The sequence below is a fragment of the Pseudoroseomonas ludipueritiae genome (genome assembly GCF_014490445.1).
In the GTDB taxonomy this organism is placed as follows: Bacteria; Pseudomonadota; Alphaproteobacteria; order Acetobacterales; family Acetobacteraceae; genus Pseudoroseomonas; species Pseudoroseomonas ludipueritiae.
Genome location: NZ_JACTUZ010000109.1, coordinates 1 through 15,697 on the forward strand (window position 1 = coordinate 1; position 15,697 = coordinate 15,697).

The following is a 15,697-nucleotide window of genomic DNA, read 5'->3' on the forward strand; positions in this document are numbered from 1 at the left end:
CAGCAGCAGCGGCCCGTCGCCCGGCAGGGGGATGCTGGGTGCCGGCGGCAGCGGTGCCTGCGCCTGAAGGGCGCCGGGCAGGAGCAGCAGCAGCGCCAGGGCCGCGGCCACGCCCCCGCGCGTCACGGTAGCGGCCCGATGACGTAGAGGCTCTCCGGCGTGCTCAGCAGGCCCCAGAGCAGGCTGCCGGCCACGGCCAGCACCAGCATGCCCAGCAGGGCACGGGTTTCCTCGCCGCGCAGCCGGGTGCCCATGGCGGCGCCGAACTGCGCGCCCGCCACGCCGCCGATCAGCAGCAGCAGGGTCAGCACGATATCCACGCTGCCGGTGTTGATGGCCTGCAGCAGCGTCACGTTGGCGGCCACGAAGACCACCTGGAACAGCGAGGTGCCGATCACCACCGAGGTCGGCATGCCGAGCAGGTAGATCATGGCCGGCACCAGCATGAAGCCGCCGCCCACGCCCATGATGGCCGAGAGGATGCCGATGCCGAAGCCCACCAGCACCGGCGGGATGACCGAGATATAAAGGCGTGACTTGCGGAAGCGCAGCTTGAAGGGCAGGCCGTGCATCCAGAAGTGCGGATGCAGCCGGCGCGGTGCCTTGCCCTGGCGCCGCTGCAGGATGGCGCGCACGCTTTCCCGCACCATCAGCCCGCCGACGCTGCCCAGCACCACCACGTAGAAGAGGGCCACCGCCAGGTCCACCTGCCCCTGCCGCCGCAGCCAGGCGAAGACCTGCACGCCCAGGAAGGAGCCGAAGAAGCCGCCGGCCAGCAGCACGCCGCCCATCCGCAGGTCCACATTGCCCCGCCGCCATTGCGCGATGAGGCCGGAGACCGAGGCGCCCAGCGTCTGGTTGGCGCCGGAGGCGACGGCGACGGGCGCGGGGATGCCGATCAGGATCAGCAGCGGCGTCAGCAGGAAGCCGCCGCCCACGCCGAACATGCCGGAAAGCCAGCCCACGCCAAATCCGATGCCCAGCAGGAGAAAGGCATCCACCGACATTTCGGCGATGGGCAGGTAGACCTGCATCGTATTCCAGTCAGCGTTCGAGGCAGAAGAAGGAGCGGAACGGGACTCCGCCCGCGGCATCCGGACTATGCCGCAAGGGACAATCGAAATACGGCAAGCGTTAGGCTAAAGCATGGGGTGCCGGTGCCATTCGGGCGCTTTTCGCCGCACCGTTGTGGAAAAACACACCATGACCCTGTCCCGCCGCGCCTTGCTCTCCGCCAGCCTCGCCCTGCCGCTGGCCATGCCCGCGCTGCGCCGCGCCGCCGCCGACCCGGTTGCCCGGCTGGCGCTGCTGCACATGAACGACTTCCATTCGAAGCACGAGGGCACGGATGCGGGCAGCGCCTCCTGCCGCACCGACAAGCCCTGCCTGGGCGGCAGTGCCCGGCTGGCCGGCGCCATGGCGATGGGCCGGCGCGATGCCACGACCGAGGGCCGCGCCGTGCTGCAGCTCGATGGCGGCGACCAGTTCATGGGCTCGCTCTTCTATACCGCCCACAAGGGCCGCGCCGAATCGGCCGTGCAGCGCGTCATGGGCACCGAGGCCATGACGCTGGGCAACCATGAATTCGACAATGGCCCCGCCGTGCTGGCCGACTATGCCAGGACGCTGTCCTTCCCGCTGCTTTCGGCCAATCTCGACACGAGCAAGGAGCCGCTGCTGGCCGGGCTGGTGAAGCCTTATACGGTGATCGAGCGCGGCGGCGCCCGCATCGGCATCGTCGGCGTGACCACCGAGACGACGCCGCAGCTTTCCTCCCCCGGCCCCACGCTGGCTTTCAAATCGGCCGCCGAGGCGGTGGAGCGTAACATCGCCGCCCTGCGCGCCGAGCGCCCGACCACCATCATCGTGCTCTCCCACCTCGGCTTCGCCGAGGACCAGAAGCTGGCCGCCGCCCTGCCGGGCATCGACGTCATCGTCGGCGGCCATAGCCACACGCTGCTGGCCAATGGCCTGCCCGGCGCCGAAAGCCCGCACCCGACGCTGGTGGACAGCCCCGACCGCGCTGTGCGCATCGTCCAGGCCGCCTGCTACGGCCGCTACCTTGGCCGCCTGGAACTGGACCTGAATGCCGATGGCCGCGTCGCCGCCCATGCCGGCGAGGTGCGTGAGATCACGCCCGACATCGCGCCAGATGAAAAGGTGGCCGCCATCGTGGCGGAGTACGCCGCACCCCTGGAGGCCTGGCGCCGCCGCCCCGTGGCGACGCTGGCCGAGGGCCTGAGCCTGCAAGGTTGCCGCGAGGGCGAATGCGCCATCGGCAACCTGATGGCGGAAGCCCTGCTGGCCGCCGAGCCCACGGCCGAGATCGCGGTGACCAATGGCGGCGGCCTCCGCGCCGGCCTGCCCGCCGGCACCGTCACCTGGGGCGATGTGCTGACGGTGCTGCCCTTCTCCAACACGCTCGCCAGCCTGACCATCCGCGGCGGCGCGCTGCGGGAGGCGCTGGAGAACGGCATCTCCAAGGTGGGCGAGAACGCCGGCCGCTTCCCGCAGGTGGCGGGCATGCGCTTCACCTTCGACCCCGCCGCCCCGGCCGGGCAGCGGGTGCGGGAGGTGCAGGTGCGCCTGGACGGCCGCTTCGTGCCGCTGGACCCGGACCGCGCCTACCGCGTCGTCACCAACAACTTCATGCGGCGCGGCGGCGACGGCTACGTCTCCTTCCAGAAGGACGCGCTGGAAGCCTATGACGCCGGGCCGGCGCTGGAAGACACGCTGGTGAATTACCTGGAGACGCACCCGAACGCCTCCTGGGCGCCGGATGGGCGGGTGGCGCGAGCTTCCTGAAGCAAGGCCAGGGGGGCGCCGCCCCCTGGACCCCCGCCGGGGTGACAGGGTCACCCCGGACCCCGCCATTTGTTTTTCAGCCTGCGGCGCGGTGGTTCCGCCGGAGGTCGATGACCTCCGGCGACTGCGGCTTCAGCCCGCGCCGCTTTTTCAATGCTTGTGGCTGGCGCGGCGCCACGTCCGCAGCACCGGCCCGAAAACTGGCAGCGGGGCCCGGGGTGGACTTTCCACCCCGGCGGGGAGGTCTGGAGGGGCGGCGCCCCTCCAGCCGAGCTCAACCCAAAGGTGATCTTGTTCCGCGGCATCGCCGACGCCATCTCGGCGATCATGAATATGACGACGAATCCCCATGACCCCCTCGGGTGGCATGGCACGACCATTCTCTGTGTCCGCAAGAACGGCCAGGTGGCCATGGCGGGCGACGGACAGGTCTCGATGGGCCAGACGGTGGTCAAGAACAATGCCCGCAAGGTGCGCACCATCGCGGGCGGCAAGGTGCTGACCGGCTTCGCCGGCGCCACCGCCGACGCTTTTACTCTGTTGGAGCGGCTGGAAGCCAAGCTCGAGCGCTTCCCCGACCAGCTCGAAAGGGCGGCGGTGGAATTGGCAAAGGACTGGCGCACCGACCGCTACCTGCGGCGGCTGGAGGCCCTGCTGGCGGTAGCGGACAAGGACCGCTCCCTGCTCATCACCGGCAATGGCGATGTGCTGGAGCCGGAGGACCAGATCATCGGCATCGGCTCCGGCGGCAATTACGCGCTGGCGGCGGCGCGGGCGCTGATCGACGTGGAAGGCATGTCGGCCGAGGATGTGGCCCGCAAGTCCATGAAGATCGCCGCCGATATCTGCGTCTACACCAATGGGCGCACCGTGCTGGAGACTCTCTGAACCATGTCCGAAACCGTGAATCTGTCTCCGCGCGAGATCGTCTCGGAGCTCGACCGCTTCATTGTCGGCCAGCATGACGCCAAGCGTGCCGTGGCCATCGCGCTGCGCAACCGCTGGCGCCGGCAGCAGCTGCCGGACGGCATGCGCGACGAGGTGGTGCCCAAGAACATCCTGATGATCGGCCCGACCGGCTGCGGCAAGACCGAGATCGCCCGCCGCCTCGCCAAGCTGGCCGATGCCCCCTTCATGAAGGTGGAGGCCACCAAGTTCACCGAGGTCGGCTATGTCGGCCGCGACGTGGAAAGCATCATCCGCGACCTGGTGGAGGTTTCCATCACCCGCACGCGGGAGGCGGCGCGCAAGGAAGTGCAGGCCAAGGCCGAACTGGCGGCCGAGGAGCGGCTGGTGACCGCGCTGGTGGGCGAGGGGGCTTCGGGCGAGACCCGCATGAAGTTCCGCCGCATGCTGCGCGAGGGCCAGCTGGAGGACAAGGAAGTCGAGGTGCAGGTGGCCGAGCAGGCTTCCGGCACCCCCATTGGCATGATGGACATGCCGGGCATGCCGCCGGGGCAGATGCACAACATCCAGGAGATGATGGGCAAGATGTTCGGCAAGGCCGCCCGCCCGCGCAAGATGCACGTGGCCGAGGCGCGGCAGGCCCTGATCCGCGACGAGGCGGACCGGCTGCTGGACAATGACAAGCTGACGCGCGAGGCCATCGCGAACGCCGAGAACAACGGCATCGTCTTCGTGGACGAGATCGACAAGGTCTGCGCCCGCAGCGAGAACGGCTTCCGCGGCGGCGATGTTTCACGTGAAGGCGTGCAGCGCGACCTGCTGCCGCTGATCGAGGGCACCACCGTCACCACCAAGCACGGGCCGGTGAAGACGGACCACATCCTCTTCATCGCTTCCGGCGCCTTCCACATCGCCAAGCCCGCCGACCTGATGCCGGAGCTGCAGGGCCGCCTGCCGATCCGCGTGGAACTCTCCGCGCTCTCGCGCGACGACTTCCGCCGCATCCTGACGGAGCCGGAGCACAGCCTCACGAAGCAATACGTGGCGCTGTTGAACACCGAAGGCGTGACGCTCGACCTGACGGAGGATGCCATCGACGCGGTGGCGGACTTGGCCGCCGACATCAACGCGCGCGTGGAGAATATCGGTGCCCGCCGCCTCGCCACGGTGCTGGAGAAGCTGCTGGAGGAGATTTCCTTCAACGCCTCCGACAAGCGCGGCGAAAACCTGACCGTTGACGCGGGTTACGTGCGGGAGAGGGTGGCGCCGCTGGCCGCCAGCGCCGACCTCAGCCGTTTCATCCTGTAAGGGGTAATCCAAGCCATGACCGAGAACCTGCCCGCACCGCTCCCCCTCCCTCCTGACGCGCAGGCGGAACTGGACGCGGCGCGCAAGGTTCTGGAGGACAGCTCGCTGGCCTCCCGCCTCGCGAACATGGCCGGAACGCCGGTGGAGGCGCTGCGCAAGCGCCTCCCCTCCTTTGCCCAGGGCATGGTGGACAAGGCGGTGCGGCACGCTCTCTCCCAGGCGCTGACCGCCGCCACCCGCAGCGCTCCGGGCTGGACGCCGCCGGGCATCTCCTCCGCCTGGATGCACCGGGGCATGGCCGCCGCCAGCGGTGCCGTGGGCGGCGCCTTCGGCCTGCCCGGCACCCTGGTGGAACTCCCGGTCTCCACCGCCCTGCTGCTGCGGCAGATCGCCGCCGAGGCCGCCGCCGCCGGCGAGGACCCGGCCCAGATGCAAACCGGGGCCGAATGCCTGAAGGTCTTCGCCCTCGGCGGCCCCAATGCCTCCGACGATGCGACCGAGACCGGCTATTTCGCCACGCGCCTCGCCCTGGCGCAGTTCCTGCCCACCATGGGCGCCTCGCTGCTGCCGGGCTTCATCGGTGCGGTGGCGGCGCGCTTCACCGGGCCGCTGATGCTGAAGCTGGGCGCCCAGGCGGCGCCGGTCATGGGGGCTGCGGCCGGCGCGGCGGTGAACCTGGCCTTCCTGGAACATTTCCGCGCCCTGGGCCGCGCGCATTTCACCGTGCGCCGGCTGGAGCGCGAGCACGGCCCGGCCGCCGTGCGCCTGGCCTGGGACCGGTCGCGGCCCCAGCGGCCGGTGGTGGAACTGCGCGCCGAGCCGGCATGAGGAAAGGCCGGGGGAAGCAATTCCCCCGGACCCACATCTTCTTTTTCGAGTTGGGGTCGGGGTGAGGCGACTGGCGGAATCGCCGTGATCTTAAATCGAGGGCCAGATGTGCTGAACCGGCAGTCGCCGGAGGGACAAGCCCTCCGGCGTAACCGGCGTGAAGAGGTGCAGCCGCAGGCGCACCCGAAAACTGGAAGAAAAGAAGAAGGGGTCTGGGGAATTCATTCCCCAGCCTTGCTTCACAGTGGCCGCAAAGCCTCCACGCCCCCGGGCAGGGGCGCGCCGTTGCGGCGCATGCATTCGCGATAGGCACGGAGTTCAGCCACACGGGCCTCGTGGTTGACGCGCTGTTCATTGGCCCAGTTGCCCGGGTTCAATTGTTCCAGCACGGCCTTCACGGCCGGGTCACGCTTCGACTCCGCCCGGCATGCGGTCTGGACAGGGGTATCGGGTACCACATTCTCGATCGGCGGTGGGCGGGTGGCGCAGGCGGCCAGAAGGGCCAGCAGCGGCAGAAGGCGAGTCGGGGTCATCATGGGGCCTCCAGCCAATCCTCGATCAGCCGGCGGGCTATCGAGTCGGGACGGGGCAGGCTGAAGTCGCTGGGGTTCCGCAGCTCCTCGCGGCTGAACCAGCGGGCATCGCGCAATTCGTCGGGGTCGATGGTGATCTGGTCCGTCAGCCCCTCGGCATGGAAGCCGAGCATGATGCTGGCCGGGAAGGGCCAGGGCTGGGAGGAATGGTACCAGGCGCGGCCGACATGGATGCCGGTTTCCTCCAGCACCTCGCGCCGCACGGCCTCTTCCAGGCTTTCGCCCGGCTCCACGAAGCCGGCCAGCGTCGAATACATGGTGGTATTGGGGAAGCGGGTGGAATGGCCCAGCAGCGCCTTGTCCCCCCGCACCACCAGCATGATCACGGCCGGGTCGGTGCGCGGGAAGTGCTGGGTGCCGCACTGGGTGCAGGCCATGGCATTGCCGGCGGAGCGCGGCGCGCAATTGCCGCCGCAGACGCCGCAGAAGCGGTGCCGGTTACGCCAGTGCAGCAGCCCGCGGGCATGGGCGAGCATCGAGGCCTCGCCCGCCGGCAGCAGCCCGGCGACGCCACGGATCTCGGAAAAGCTGCCGAAGCCTTCCGGCAGCAGCGGCAGCGGGTCCTCGGCCGAGGAGCAATCCACGGCGAAGACGGGGCGGCCTTCCCAGAGGCCGAGCAGCGCCCAGGGGCCGCCGGCCATGCGCACGGCCTGCACGGCCTTGGCGCTCAGCAGCACGGCTTCGGGGGCGCCTTCGGCCACGCCCTTCATCAGGCTCTGGTTGCGCCAGACCGGGATGAACAGGGCTTCGGGGGAGGCGAGGGCGGCCGCCACGAAATCCTCGTCATCCCTTTGGCCGGAGACGCGGTCGATGGGGCTGCCGGTATAGACGTTGGGTCGGCTTGCGGGGACTGACAACATGCGGGCGCGACCCTGCCACGCGGGCGGCGGTGGGGCAACCGCCCGGGGGGTTGAGCGGCCCTTCTGGCCTGCCCCCCTTGCTTTGCCCGGGGGGTGGCATGATATCGTGTCCTTGGAAGGTTGGTGGCGGACGGGCGTCTCGCCAACCCGGTCAGGTCCGGAAGGAAGCAGCCGTAACGAGTTCTCGCCTGGGTCGTTCCATCGGCCTTCCACCTTCCATTCTCCTGGCCGCCGCTCTGGCCGCCCGCCACGGCACGACCGCGCCACTTCCCTGGCCCGGTGCCGCCTGACCCCGGACCCTGCCGCGCGCCCATGCCCAGCGACATCCTGCCCGACGACGACGCCCCGCCGCCCCCGGATGGCCCTGGCCTCTTCGGCGACGCGCCGCCGCCGGTGCCCGAGGGGCCGGGCCTGTTCGGCGATGCCCCCGCCGCCGCGCCAGCGCCGGTGGCCGTTGAGGCACCGAATACCCCCTATCGTGTGCTGGCGCGCAAATACCGCCCGCAGACCTTCGCAGACCTGATCGGCCAGGAAGCGCTGGTGCGGACGCTGCGCAACGCTTTCGCGCAGAACCGCGTGGCGCATGCCTTCATGCTCACCGGCGTGCGCGGGGTGGGCAAGACCACCACGGCGCGCATCATCGCCCGCGCGCTGAACTGCGTGGGGCCGGATGGCCAGGGCGGGCCCACGGCCGATCCCTGTGGCGTCTGCCCCGAATGCCAGGCCATCCTGGCCGACCGCCACCCGGATGTGCTGGAGCTGGACGCCGCCTCCAACAACGGCGTGGACAATATCCGCGAGCTGCGGGAGGCCGTGCGCTACCGCCCGGCCCAGGCGCGCTTCAAGGTCTATATCCTCGACGAAGTGCACATGCTGTCCACGGCGGCCTTCAACGCGCTGCTGAAGACGCTGGAAGAGCCGCCGCCACAGGTCAAATTCCTCTTCGCCACCACCGAGATCCGCAAGGTTCCGGCCACCATCCTCTCCCGCTGCCAGCGCTTTGATCTTCGCCGCGTGCCGCAGGAGCAGTTGCGCGAGCACTTCACCCGCATCTGCGGCCTGGAAGGCGTGACGGCGGAGGAAGAAGCGGTCGCCATGATCGCCCGCGCCGCCGATGGCTCGGTGCGCGATGGGCTGTCGCTGCTGGACCAGGCCATGGCCCAGGCGGCGGGTGCCGAGGGCGGCATCCAGGCCACCATGGTGCGGGACATGCTGGGGCTGGCCGACCGGGGGCTGCTGCTGGACCTGCTGGAAGGCTGCTTCCGGGGCGACATCGCCGCCGTGCTGGCCACCATGGACCATGGGCATGAGCGTGGCGCCGACCCGGGCGTGATCCTGGCCGACCTGCTGGAACTGACCCATACCCTGACGCGGCTGCGTGCCGTGCCCGCCCTGCGGCAGGACCCTGCCATGCCGGAAGCCGAGCGGGTGCGCGGCGTGGCGCTGGCTTCGACGCTCTCCATCCCCGTGCTGGGCCGCGCCTGGCAGGTGCTGCTGAAGGGCATCACCGAGGTGGCCGAGGCGCCGGACCGCCGGGCGGCGGCCGAGATGGTGCTGATCCGCCTGGCGCATCTGGCCGAGATGCCTACCCCCGGCGACCTGGTGCGCCGCCTGACCGAAGGCGGCACGCTGCCGCAGATGCCGGCACCCGCCGCCCCGCAAGGCGGCAACGGCGGCGGCGCCCGCGCGGTGGCCAATGGCGCCCCGGTGATGGTGGCCGAGGAGGCGCCCGCCCCCCTGCCGCAGCCGCGCGCCTTCCGCGAGGTGGTGGCACTGGCCTCCGGCCGCGTGCCCATGCTGCACGCGCATCTGCTGCATAGCGTGCATCTGGTCAGCTTCGCCCCCGGCCGGCTGGAACTGCGCCCGCGCCCGGAAGCGCCGCGCGACCTCGCCGGCCAGCTTTCCGCCTTCCTGGCCGAGGCCACCGGCACCCGCTGGACCATCACCCTGACCAATGCCGAGGGCGAGCCGACGTTGGCCGAGCAGAGCCGCCACGCGGCGGGCGAGCGGCTGGCCGTGGCGCAGTCCCACCCCATGGTGCAGGCCATCCTGCTGGCCTTCCCGGGTGCGAAGGTGGAGCAGGTGCGCGACGAAAGCCTGGACGATTACGGCCTTCCGGCCCTGGATTTGCCCGAGATGCCGGACGATATGGGTCCTGACTTCGCGCCGCCTGAGGCCGAATCCGTCGACCTCGACGACCTCTAAATTTTTTCCGGAGATCCCATGAAGAACCTCGCCGGCATGATGAAGCAGGCCCAGCAGATGCAGGCCAAGATGCAGGAAATGCAGGCCAGGCTGGAGGCGACCCTGGTGGAGGGCGCCGCCGGCGGCGGGATGGTGAAGGTCACCCTCTCCGGCAAGGGCGACATGAAGAAGCTGACGGTGGACCCCTCCCTGGTGGACCCCGAGGAAAAGGAAGTGCTGGAGGACCTGATTGTCGCCGCCCATGCCGATGCGCGGGCGAAGGTGGAGGCGATGATGGCCGAGGAAATGCAGAAGGCCACCTCTGGCCTGAACATCCCCGGCATGGGTGGCGGCCTCGGCGGCTTCAAGCTGCCCTTCTGAGCCGCGCATGATCCCACCTGATTCGGGGGTCAACGCCACCGATCAGGTGGAGCGGTTGATTGCCTTACTCGCAAAGCTGCCCGGCATGGGGCGCCGCAGCGCCCGCCGGGCGGCACTGCGCCTGCTGCGCGACCCCGCCGGGCTGATGCTGCCGCTGGCCGATGCCATGCGCTCCACCGCCGAGGCCGTGCGGCCCTGCCGCCTTTGCGGCAACCTCGACACTGTCGACCCCTGCCGCATCTGCACTGACCCCAACCGGGACCAGGAGGTGCTCTGCGTGGTGGAAGGCGTGGCCGACCTTTGGGCGCTGGAACGCGCGCGGGTGCATCGCGGCCTGTATCATGTGCTGGGGGGCGTGCTTTCCGCGCTTTCCGGTGTCGGGCCAGAGGATCTGCGGGTGGACCCGCTGCTGGCACGCGTGGCCGACGGGCATGTGCGGGAGGTGATCCTGGCGCTGCCCGCCACCGTGGATGGCGCCACCACCGCGCATTACCTGCATGACCGGCTTCGCCCCACTGGCGCCAGCGTCACCCGCCTGGCCCAGGGCGTGCCCATGGGCGGGGCGCTGGACGTGATGGACGACGGCACGCTGGCCGCCGCGCTGAAGGCCCGCCGCCCGGCCTGACCCCGGCTGCCATGGCCGCAAAAAGAAAACGCCGGGGAGAAGGCTCTCCCCGGCGTTTTCTTGTCTCCCGCGAAGGGAAGGGGGTGTCAGCCCAGGCGCTCGCCGTGCAGGGAGACGTCGAGTCCCTCGCGCTCCTCTTCCTCGCTCACGCGCAGGCCGATCACCAGATCCACGACCTTCAGCAGGATGAAGGTGGCGATGGCGGTGAAGACCATGGTGGCGAGCACGGCATAAAGCTGCAGCAGGAACTGGGCGAAGCTGCCCGAGATGCCTTCCGGCGAGGCCGCGGTGGCGGAGAGAGCGCCATAGGCGAAGACGCCGGTCAGCAGCGCGCCGACGATGCCGCAGACGCCATGCACGCCGAAGGCGTCCAGGCTGTCGTCATAGCCGCACCAGTGCTTCAGCGTGGTGGCGCCCCAGAAGCCCGCGAGGCCCGCGATCAGGCCGATGATCAGCGCCGGCACCGGCAGCACGAAGCCCGCCGCCGGGGTGATGGCGACCAGGCCCGCCACCGCGCCGGAGATGGCACCGAGCACGGAAGGCTTGCCCTTGGTCAGCCACTCGATGGCCACCCAGGAGAGCACGGCGCCCGCGGCGGCGATCTGCGTCACCAGCATGGCCATGCCCGCGCGGCCGCCGGCGGCACCGGCCGAGCCCGCGTTGAAGCCGAACCAGCCCACCCAGAGCAGCGCGGCGCCGACCACGGCGAGGGCCAGGTTGTAGGGGGACATGTTCTCGGTGCCGAGGCCGGTGCGCTTGCCCAGCACCAGGGCACCGACAAGGCCGGCCACGCCCGCGTTGATATGCACCACCGTGCCGCCCGCAAAATCCAGCGCGCCGAGGGCGAAGATCCAGCCATTCGGGTGCCAGACCCAGTGCGCCACCGGGGCATAGACCAGCAGCGACCAGAGCACGGCGAAGACCACCAGGGCGGAGAACTTGATGCGGTCCGCCCAGGCGCCGACAGCCAGCGCCGGGGTGATGATGAAGAAGGTCATCTGGAACATCACGAAGACCGTCTCGGGGATGGTGAAGGCCACCCCGCCGTCGCCGCTGCCCAGGGTGAAGGGCTTGTCGAAATTGGCCGCGATGCCCGAAAGGAAGAGGCGCGACATGTCGCCGAAATAGGCGCCGCCCTCGCCGAAGGCGAAGGAATAGCCCGCCACCATCCAGACCACGGACAGCAGCCCGGCCAGGAAGAAGGACTGCATCAGGGTGGCGAGGATGTTCTTCTTGCGCACCATGCCGGCATAGAAGAGCGCCAGGCCGGGGATGGTCATCATCAGCACCAGGGCGGTGCTGATCAGCATCCAGGCGGTGTCGCCGGTATCCACGGCGGGGGTGGCGGCGTCCTGCGCCAGGGCGGGGCCCGCCAGCAGCAGGGCGGGAAGGAAGGCGGCGGCGGCGCGCGCCTTCGCCAGGGCCGTCAGCATCGGCTTGGTTTCCGTTGTCATCGGGTGGGTGGCGGGCATCACAGCGCCGAGCCGTCGGTCTCGCCGGTGCGGATGCGCAGGGCGCGCTCCACATCCAGCACGAAGATCTTGCCGTCGCCGATCTTGCCGGTCCGCGCGGTGCTGGCGATGGCTTCCACCACGGCCTCCACCAGATCGGAGGGCACGGCCACCTCGATCTTCAGCTTGGGCAGGAAGGAGACGTGGTATTCCGCGCCGCGGTAGATCTCGGTCTGGCCCTTCTGCCGGCCGAAACCCTTCACCTCGGTCACCGTCAGCCCCTGCACGCCGAGCGGGGTGAGCGCCTCGCGCACCTCGTCCAGCTTGAACGGCTTGATGATTGCCATGACCAGCTTCATGCGCTGCGGCCCCCTTTATTCCGCTTGGCTGATGCTGCGTATGCGAATGGCGTGCCAGGAGCCTGGGCGTGGCGCGGAAAGGCACTCGCTGTTCCGTGACGCCGCGTTGCGCGCAGCCTGCCGCGGCGCGGTGATGCGTCTCGTCAGGCAATACGGGCGCAGCTGCACAAGAATTGGGCAGCAACCGCCCTCGCTTCACACCCGCCCTCAGGGCAGAATGGCGGCATGAGTGAAGAGATTGAGGTTTGCGTCGTTGGTGCCGGTCCGGTGGGCGCGGTGCTGGCCACCACCCTGGCCAGCGCCGGGGTCCGCGTGGCGGTGGTCGATGCCGCGCCGCTGCCGCCCATGGAGCGGCCGGAATTCGACGGCCGCGCCTATGCCATCGCCGCCACCAGCCGCAACCTGCTGGAAGCCGCCGGCGTGTGGCAGCACCTGCCCTGGAACCCGGGGCCGATCCGCCGCATCGAGGTGCGGGACGGCGCGCCGGGCGAGGCGGCCAGCCCGTTGGGCCTGGACTTCGATTCCACCGAGACCGGCGGCGAGCCCTTTGGCTGGATGGTGGAGGCGCGGGCGCTGCGCATGGCGCTGAATGCCCGGCTGGCCGAACTGGCGCATCTGCGACTGCATGCCCCCGCCCGGGCCGAGGTGTCACGGGATGGGGAAGGGGCGACCGTGCGCCTGTCCACCGGCGTGGTGCTGCGCGCCCGGCTGGTGGTGGGTGCCGAAGGGCGCAACAGCCCGCTGCGGCGGCAGGCCGGCATCGGCGCCACGCGGCTGGACTATCACCAGATGGGCATCGTCGGCGCCATCGCGCATGAGCTGCCGCATGACCAGGTGGCGCTGGAGCAGTTCCTGCCCCATGGCCCCTTCGCCCAGCTCCCCATGGCGGCGACGGAGGAGCACCCGAACGTCTCCGCCATTGTCTGGAGCGAGAAGCGGCACCTGGCCGAACGCTTCCTGGCCCTGCCGGACGAGGCCTATGGGCGCGAGATCGAGCGCCGCATGGGCCGCCAGCTTGGCCGCGTCACGCCCATCGGGCGGCGCTGGTCCTATCCGCTGGCCGCCATGCATGCCTCCCGCTACACGGCGGAGCGGCTGGCCCTGGTGGGGGATGCGGCGCATGGCATCCATCCCATCGCCGGGCAGGGGCTGAACCTCGGCTTCCGCGATGTCGCCGCCCTGGCGGAACTGGTGGTGGAGGCCATCGCGGCGGGCGAGGACCCCGGCAGCCCCGGGCTGCTGGCGCGCTACCAGGCGGCGCGGCGGCCGGATGCGCTGCTGATGCTGGGCATGACCCATGCGCTGGAGCGGCTGTTCGGCAACAGCCTGCCGCCGGTGCGGATGGCCCGCCGGCTGGGGCTGGCGGCGGTGCAGCGGATGCCGGGGCTGAAGCAGTTCTTCGCCCGGCGCGCCATGGGTTTCGGCTCGGCCACGGCGGGGCTGCTGGAAGGGCGGGGGCTGGTTTCGCTGCGCTCCTGAGCGCGAGGGATCAGCGCAGTTGCGGGTTGTCGAAGAAAGGCCGGCGATAGGCGGCCAGCGCCTGCCGCAATGCGCCCGCGAGGTCTTCCTTCTCGGCCTCCGAGAGGAAGATGCCGACCGGGATGCGATGGCCGCGCCGCACCAGGGCCAGCCCTTCGCGCTCGTTCAACTCCACCTGCGCCCAATAGGCATCCATCGAGGCCTCGCTGCGCCGGCCCCGGCCATCCACCCGCCGCACCGTGATCCGGCCTTCCGCCAGCCGCACCACTTCCTGGGCGCGGCCGGCGCGGCGGTGGTGCAGCAGCACCAGCCCTAGCGCCAGCAGCGACTCGGCGCCCAGGAAGCCGAAGACCGGCCAGGCCCCCACCAGCAGGAAGACCGCGCCGCCCAGGATGCTCCAGGCCAGGGTGATGCCGGCGAGCAGCAGGAAGAGCCCGCGATGGAAGCTGTGCGCGGGAGTGCTGACGGCCTCGAAGAGCACGGGCTCAGGCCGGGGAAGGGCGGGGTTTGCCGGCATGCCCGGACAACATAGGCTGCCAGCCGCGCCGCCGCATCGCTTTCGTGCCGCATGACCTTCCTGCCAGGTGACCATGACCCGCGCCCCCAGACCCACCCTGCCCAAGGCCAGTGCCCGCCGCCGCCCCGCGGCACCCGTCGATCCCGCCCTGCCGGACCCTGGCTTGGCAGGCGAGCCGGAAGCGCCACGCCCGCCCGCCAAGGCGCCGCCGCGCAAGCGCGGCCCGGCTAAGCCGCTGCATGGCTCGGCGGAGGCGCCGCGCCGGGCGCGGATCATGAACCTGCAGCAGGCCGGCGACTTCGTCCGCGCCCTGGCCGCCGCCAATCCGGCACCGGAGACGGAGCTGCACTACACCAGCCCCTATACCCTGCTGGTGGCGGTGGCGCTCTCCGCCCAGGCCACCGATGTCTCGGTCAACAAGGCCACGGCCACCCTGTTCCAGGAAGCCGACAACCCCGCCGCCATGGTGGCCTTGGGCGAGGAAGGGGTGGGGAAGCACATCCGCTCCATCGGGCTCTGGAAGGGCAAGGCGAAGAACGTGATCGCCCTGTCCCGCCTGCTGCTGGAGCGGCATGGCGGCGAGGTGCCGGCCGACCGCGCGGCGCTGGAGGCCCTGCCCGGCGTCGGGCGCAAGACCGCCAATGTGGTGCTGAACGTGGCCTTCGGCGAGGAGGCCATGGCGGTGGACACGCATATCTTCCGCCTGGGCAACCGCACCGGCCTGGCCCCCGGCAAGACCCCGCGCGAGGTGGAGGACGGGCTGATGAAGCGCGTGCCGCCCGAGCTGCTGCGGGATGCGCATCACTGGCTGATCCTGCACGGGCGCTATGTCTGCAAGGCGCGGATGCCGGAATGCTGGCACTGCGTCGCCATCGCGCTCTGCAATTACCGCGACAAGGTGCGGGTGGCGCCGCCGCGCTAGCTCAGGCTTCCAGCGGGCGCGGGGTGCGGAAGAAGCGGGCTTCCAGCGCCGCCAGCCGGTCCGCCACCGAATCGGCGCGGGCGAGGGAGAGCGCCTCCAGCCCCAGCCCCACGCGGCGGCCATCCGGCAGGGTGGCGGGGGTGGCGGGCTCCAGCATCACCTCCACCGCGCCATCTCCGGCGGGCACGTCCAGCCCGGCGCCACGGGTGCTATTGGCGGGCAGCAGCACTTCCACCGCGGGGCCGAAGGGCTGGCCTTCCCGCCGCAGCCGCAGCGCCGCCACCTGGTCCCGCGCCGGGGCGCGCAGCGCCAGTTCCAGCCGCAGCGGGCCGGAGAGGCCAGGGGGCAGCGGCAGCCGCAGCATGGCGGTGGCGGGGCGGGTCCAGACGCCCCAATCCTCCAGCGGGAACCAGCCTTCGCCGACGCGGGCGGCCTCGGCCACCGCCATGGCGGTCTGCGGCCGGGGCGCATCGATCCGC

General features: G+C 70.7%; 16 protein-coding genes and 1 other RNA gene. 10 read left to right on the top strand and 7 right to left on the bottom strand.

Going from position 1 to position 15,697, the window contains the following annotated elements; genetic code table 11:
• Window positions 1–122: 122 nt before the first annotated feature.
• On the bottom strand, window positions 123–1,034 hold the full coding sequence (locus IBL25_RS18595) for a sulfite exporter TauE/SafE family protein (RefSeq protein ID WP_187780020.1): 912 nt from the start codon (window positions 1,032–1,034) through the stop codon (window positions 123–125).
• Window positions 1,035–1,203: 169 nt separating this feature from the next.
• On the opposite strand from IBL25_RS18595, the gene IBL25_RS18600 reads away from it, so the two are divergent.
• The 4 genes from IBL25_RS18600 to IBL25_RS18615 all read left to right on the top strand — a co-directional run bounded on the left by IBL25_RS18600 (window position 1,204) and on the right by IBL25_RS18615 (window position 5,847).
• Window positions 1,204–2,805 carry a bifunctional metallophosphatase/5'-nucleotidase gene (locus IBL25_RS18600; RefSeq protein ID WP_187780021.1) on the top strand — a complete coding sequence of 534 codons (1,602 nt, stop codon included), beginning with the start codon at window positions 1,204–1,206 and terminating at the stop codon, window positions 2,803–2,805.
• A gap of 327 nt (window positions 2,806–3,132) precedes the next feature.
• Entirely contained in the window at window positions 3,133–3,693 is a 561-nt protein-coding gene (gene hslV / locus IBL25_RS18605) for an ATP-dependent protease subunit HslV (RefSeq protein WP_187780033.1), read from the top strand.
• Between the two features lie 3 nt (window positions 3,694–3,696).
• On the top strand, window positions 3,697–5,019 hold the full coding sequence (gene hslU, locus IBL25_RS18610; protein ID WP_187780022.1) for an ATP-dependent protease ATPase subunit HslU: 1,323 nt from the start codon (window positions 3,697–3,699) through the stop codon (window positions 5,017–5,019).
• A gap of 15 nt (window positions 5,020–5,034) precedes the next feature.
• A complete protein-coding gene (locus tag IBL25_RS18615) occupies window positions 5,035–5,847 on the top strand; it encodes an EcsC family protein (RefSeq protein ID WP_187780023.1) in 813 nt (270 codons plus the stop codon).
• A 239-nt stretch (window positions 5,848–6,086) separates the two neighbouring features.
• On the opposite strand, the gene IBL25_RS18620 is transcribed toward IBL25_RS18615, so the two are convergent.
• Both IBL25_RS18620 and nudC read right to left on the bottom strand, forming a co-directional pair.
• Window positions 6,087–6,383: a phosphoribosylamine--glycine ligase gene (locus tag IBL25_RS18620; RefSeq protein ID WP_187780024.1), complete on the bottom strand. Its 297-nt coding sequence runs from the start codon at window positions 6,381–6,383 to the stop codon at window positions 6,087–6,089.
• Window positions 6,380–7,300: an NAD(+) diphosphatase gene (gene nudC / locus IBL25_RS18625; protein ID WP_187780025.1), complete on the bottom strand. Its 921-nt coding sequence runs from the start codon at window positions 7,298–7,300 to the stop codon at window positions 6,380–6,382. The genes IBL25_RS18620 and nudC overlap by 4 nt, the downstream gene beginning before the upstream one ends.
• A 115-nt stretch (window positions 7,301–7,415) precedes the next feature.
• Between nudC and ffs the strand changes: the two genes are divergently transcribed.
• From ffs to recR, 4 genes are all read left to right on the top strand, one after another.
• An RNA gene (gene ffs / locus IBL25_RS18630) (signal recognition particle sRNA small type) lies at window positions 7,416–7,513 on the top strand.
• 99 nt (window positions 7,514–7,612) lie between these two features.
• Window positions 7,613–9,505 carry a DNA polymerase III subunit gamma/tau gene (locus IBL25_RS18635; RefSeq protein ID WP_187780026.1) on the top strand — a complete coding sequence of 631 codons (1,893 nt, stop codon included), beginning with the start codon at window positions 7,613–7,615 and terminating at the stop codon, window positions 9,503–9,505.
• 18 nt (window positions 9,506–9,523) lie between these two features.
• Window positions 9,524–9,865: a YbaB/EbfC family nucleoid-associated protein gene (locus IBL25_RS18640; protein ID WP_187780027.1), complete on the top strand. Its 342-nt coding sequence runs from the start codon at window positions 9,524–9,526 to the stop codon at window positions 9,863–9,865.
• A 7-nt stretch (window positions 9,866–9,872) separates the two neighbouring features.
• A complete protein-coding gene (gene recR / locus IBL25_RS18645; RefSeq protein ID WP_187780028.1) occupies window positions 9,873–10,490 on the top strand; it encodes a recombination mediator RecR in 618 nt (205 codons plus the stop codon).
• A gap of 86 nt (window positions 10,491–10,576) precedes the next feature.
• On the opposite strand, the gene IBL25_RS18650 is transcribed toward recR, so the two are convergent.
• Entirely contained in the window at window positions 10,577–11,923 is a 1,347-nt protein-coding gene (locus IBL25_RS18650; protein ID WP_275296037.1) for an ammonium transporter, read from the bottom strand.
• A 38-nt stretch (window positions 11,924–11,961) separates the two neighbouring features.
• Window positions 11,962–12,300, bottom strand: a complete 339-nt coding sequence (locus tag IBL25_RS18655) for a P-II family nitrogen regulator (RefSeq protein WP_187780030.1) — start codon at window positions 12,298–12,300, stop codon at window positions 11,962–11,964.
• A 225-nt stretch (window positions 12,301–12,525) separates the two neighbouring features.
• Between IBL25_RS18655 and IBL25_RS18660 the strand changes: the two genes are divergently transcribed.
• Window positions 12,526–13,779 (top strand): UbiH/UbiF/VisC/COQ6 family ubiquinone biosynthesis hydroxylase, encoded by a 1,254-nt coding sequence (locus tag IBL25_RS18660; RefSeq protein WP_187780031.1) that lies wholly within the window; start codon window positions 12,526–12,528, stop codon window positions 13,777–13,779.
• Window positions 13,780–13,789: 10 nt separating this feature from the next.
• On the opposite strand, the gene IBL25_RS18665 is transcribed toward IBL25_RS18660, so the two are convergent.
• A complete protein-coding gene (locus IBL25_RS18665) occupies window positions 13,790–14,296 on the bottom strand; it encodes a DUF2244 domain-containing protein (protein ID WP_187780032.1) in 507 nt (168 codons plus the stop codon).
• A 274-nt stretch (window positions 14,297–14,570) separates the two neighbouring features.
• Here IBL25_RS18665 and nth point away from each other — a divergent pair, with 274 nt between their 5' ends.
• A complete protein-coding gene (gene nth, locus IBL25_RS18670) occupies window positions 14,571–15,218 on the top strand; it encodes an endonuclease III (RefSeq protein ID WP_187780034.1) in 648 nt (215 codons plus the stop codon).
• Between the two features lies 1 nt (window position 15,219).
• Here nth and IBL25_RS18675 read toward each other — a convergent pair.
• Window positions 15,220–15,697, bottom strand: a 478-nt coding sequence (locus tag IBL25_RS18675; protein ID WP_202986814.1) for a hypothetical protein, incomplete at its 5' end; no start/stop codon positions are given.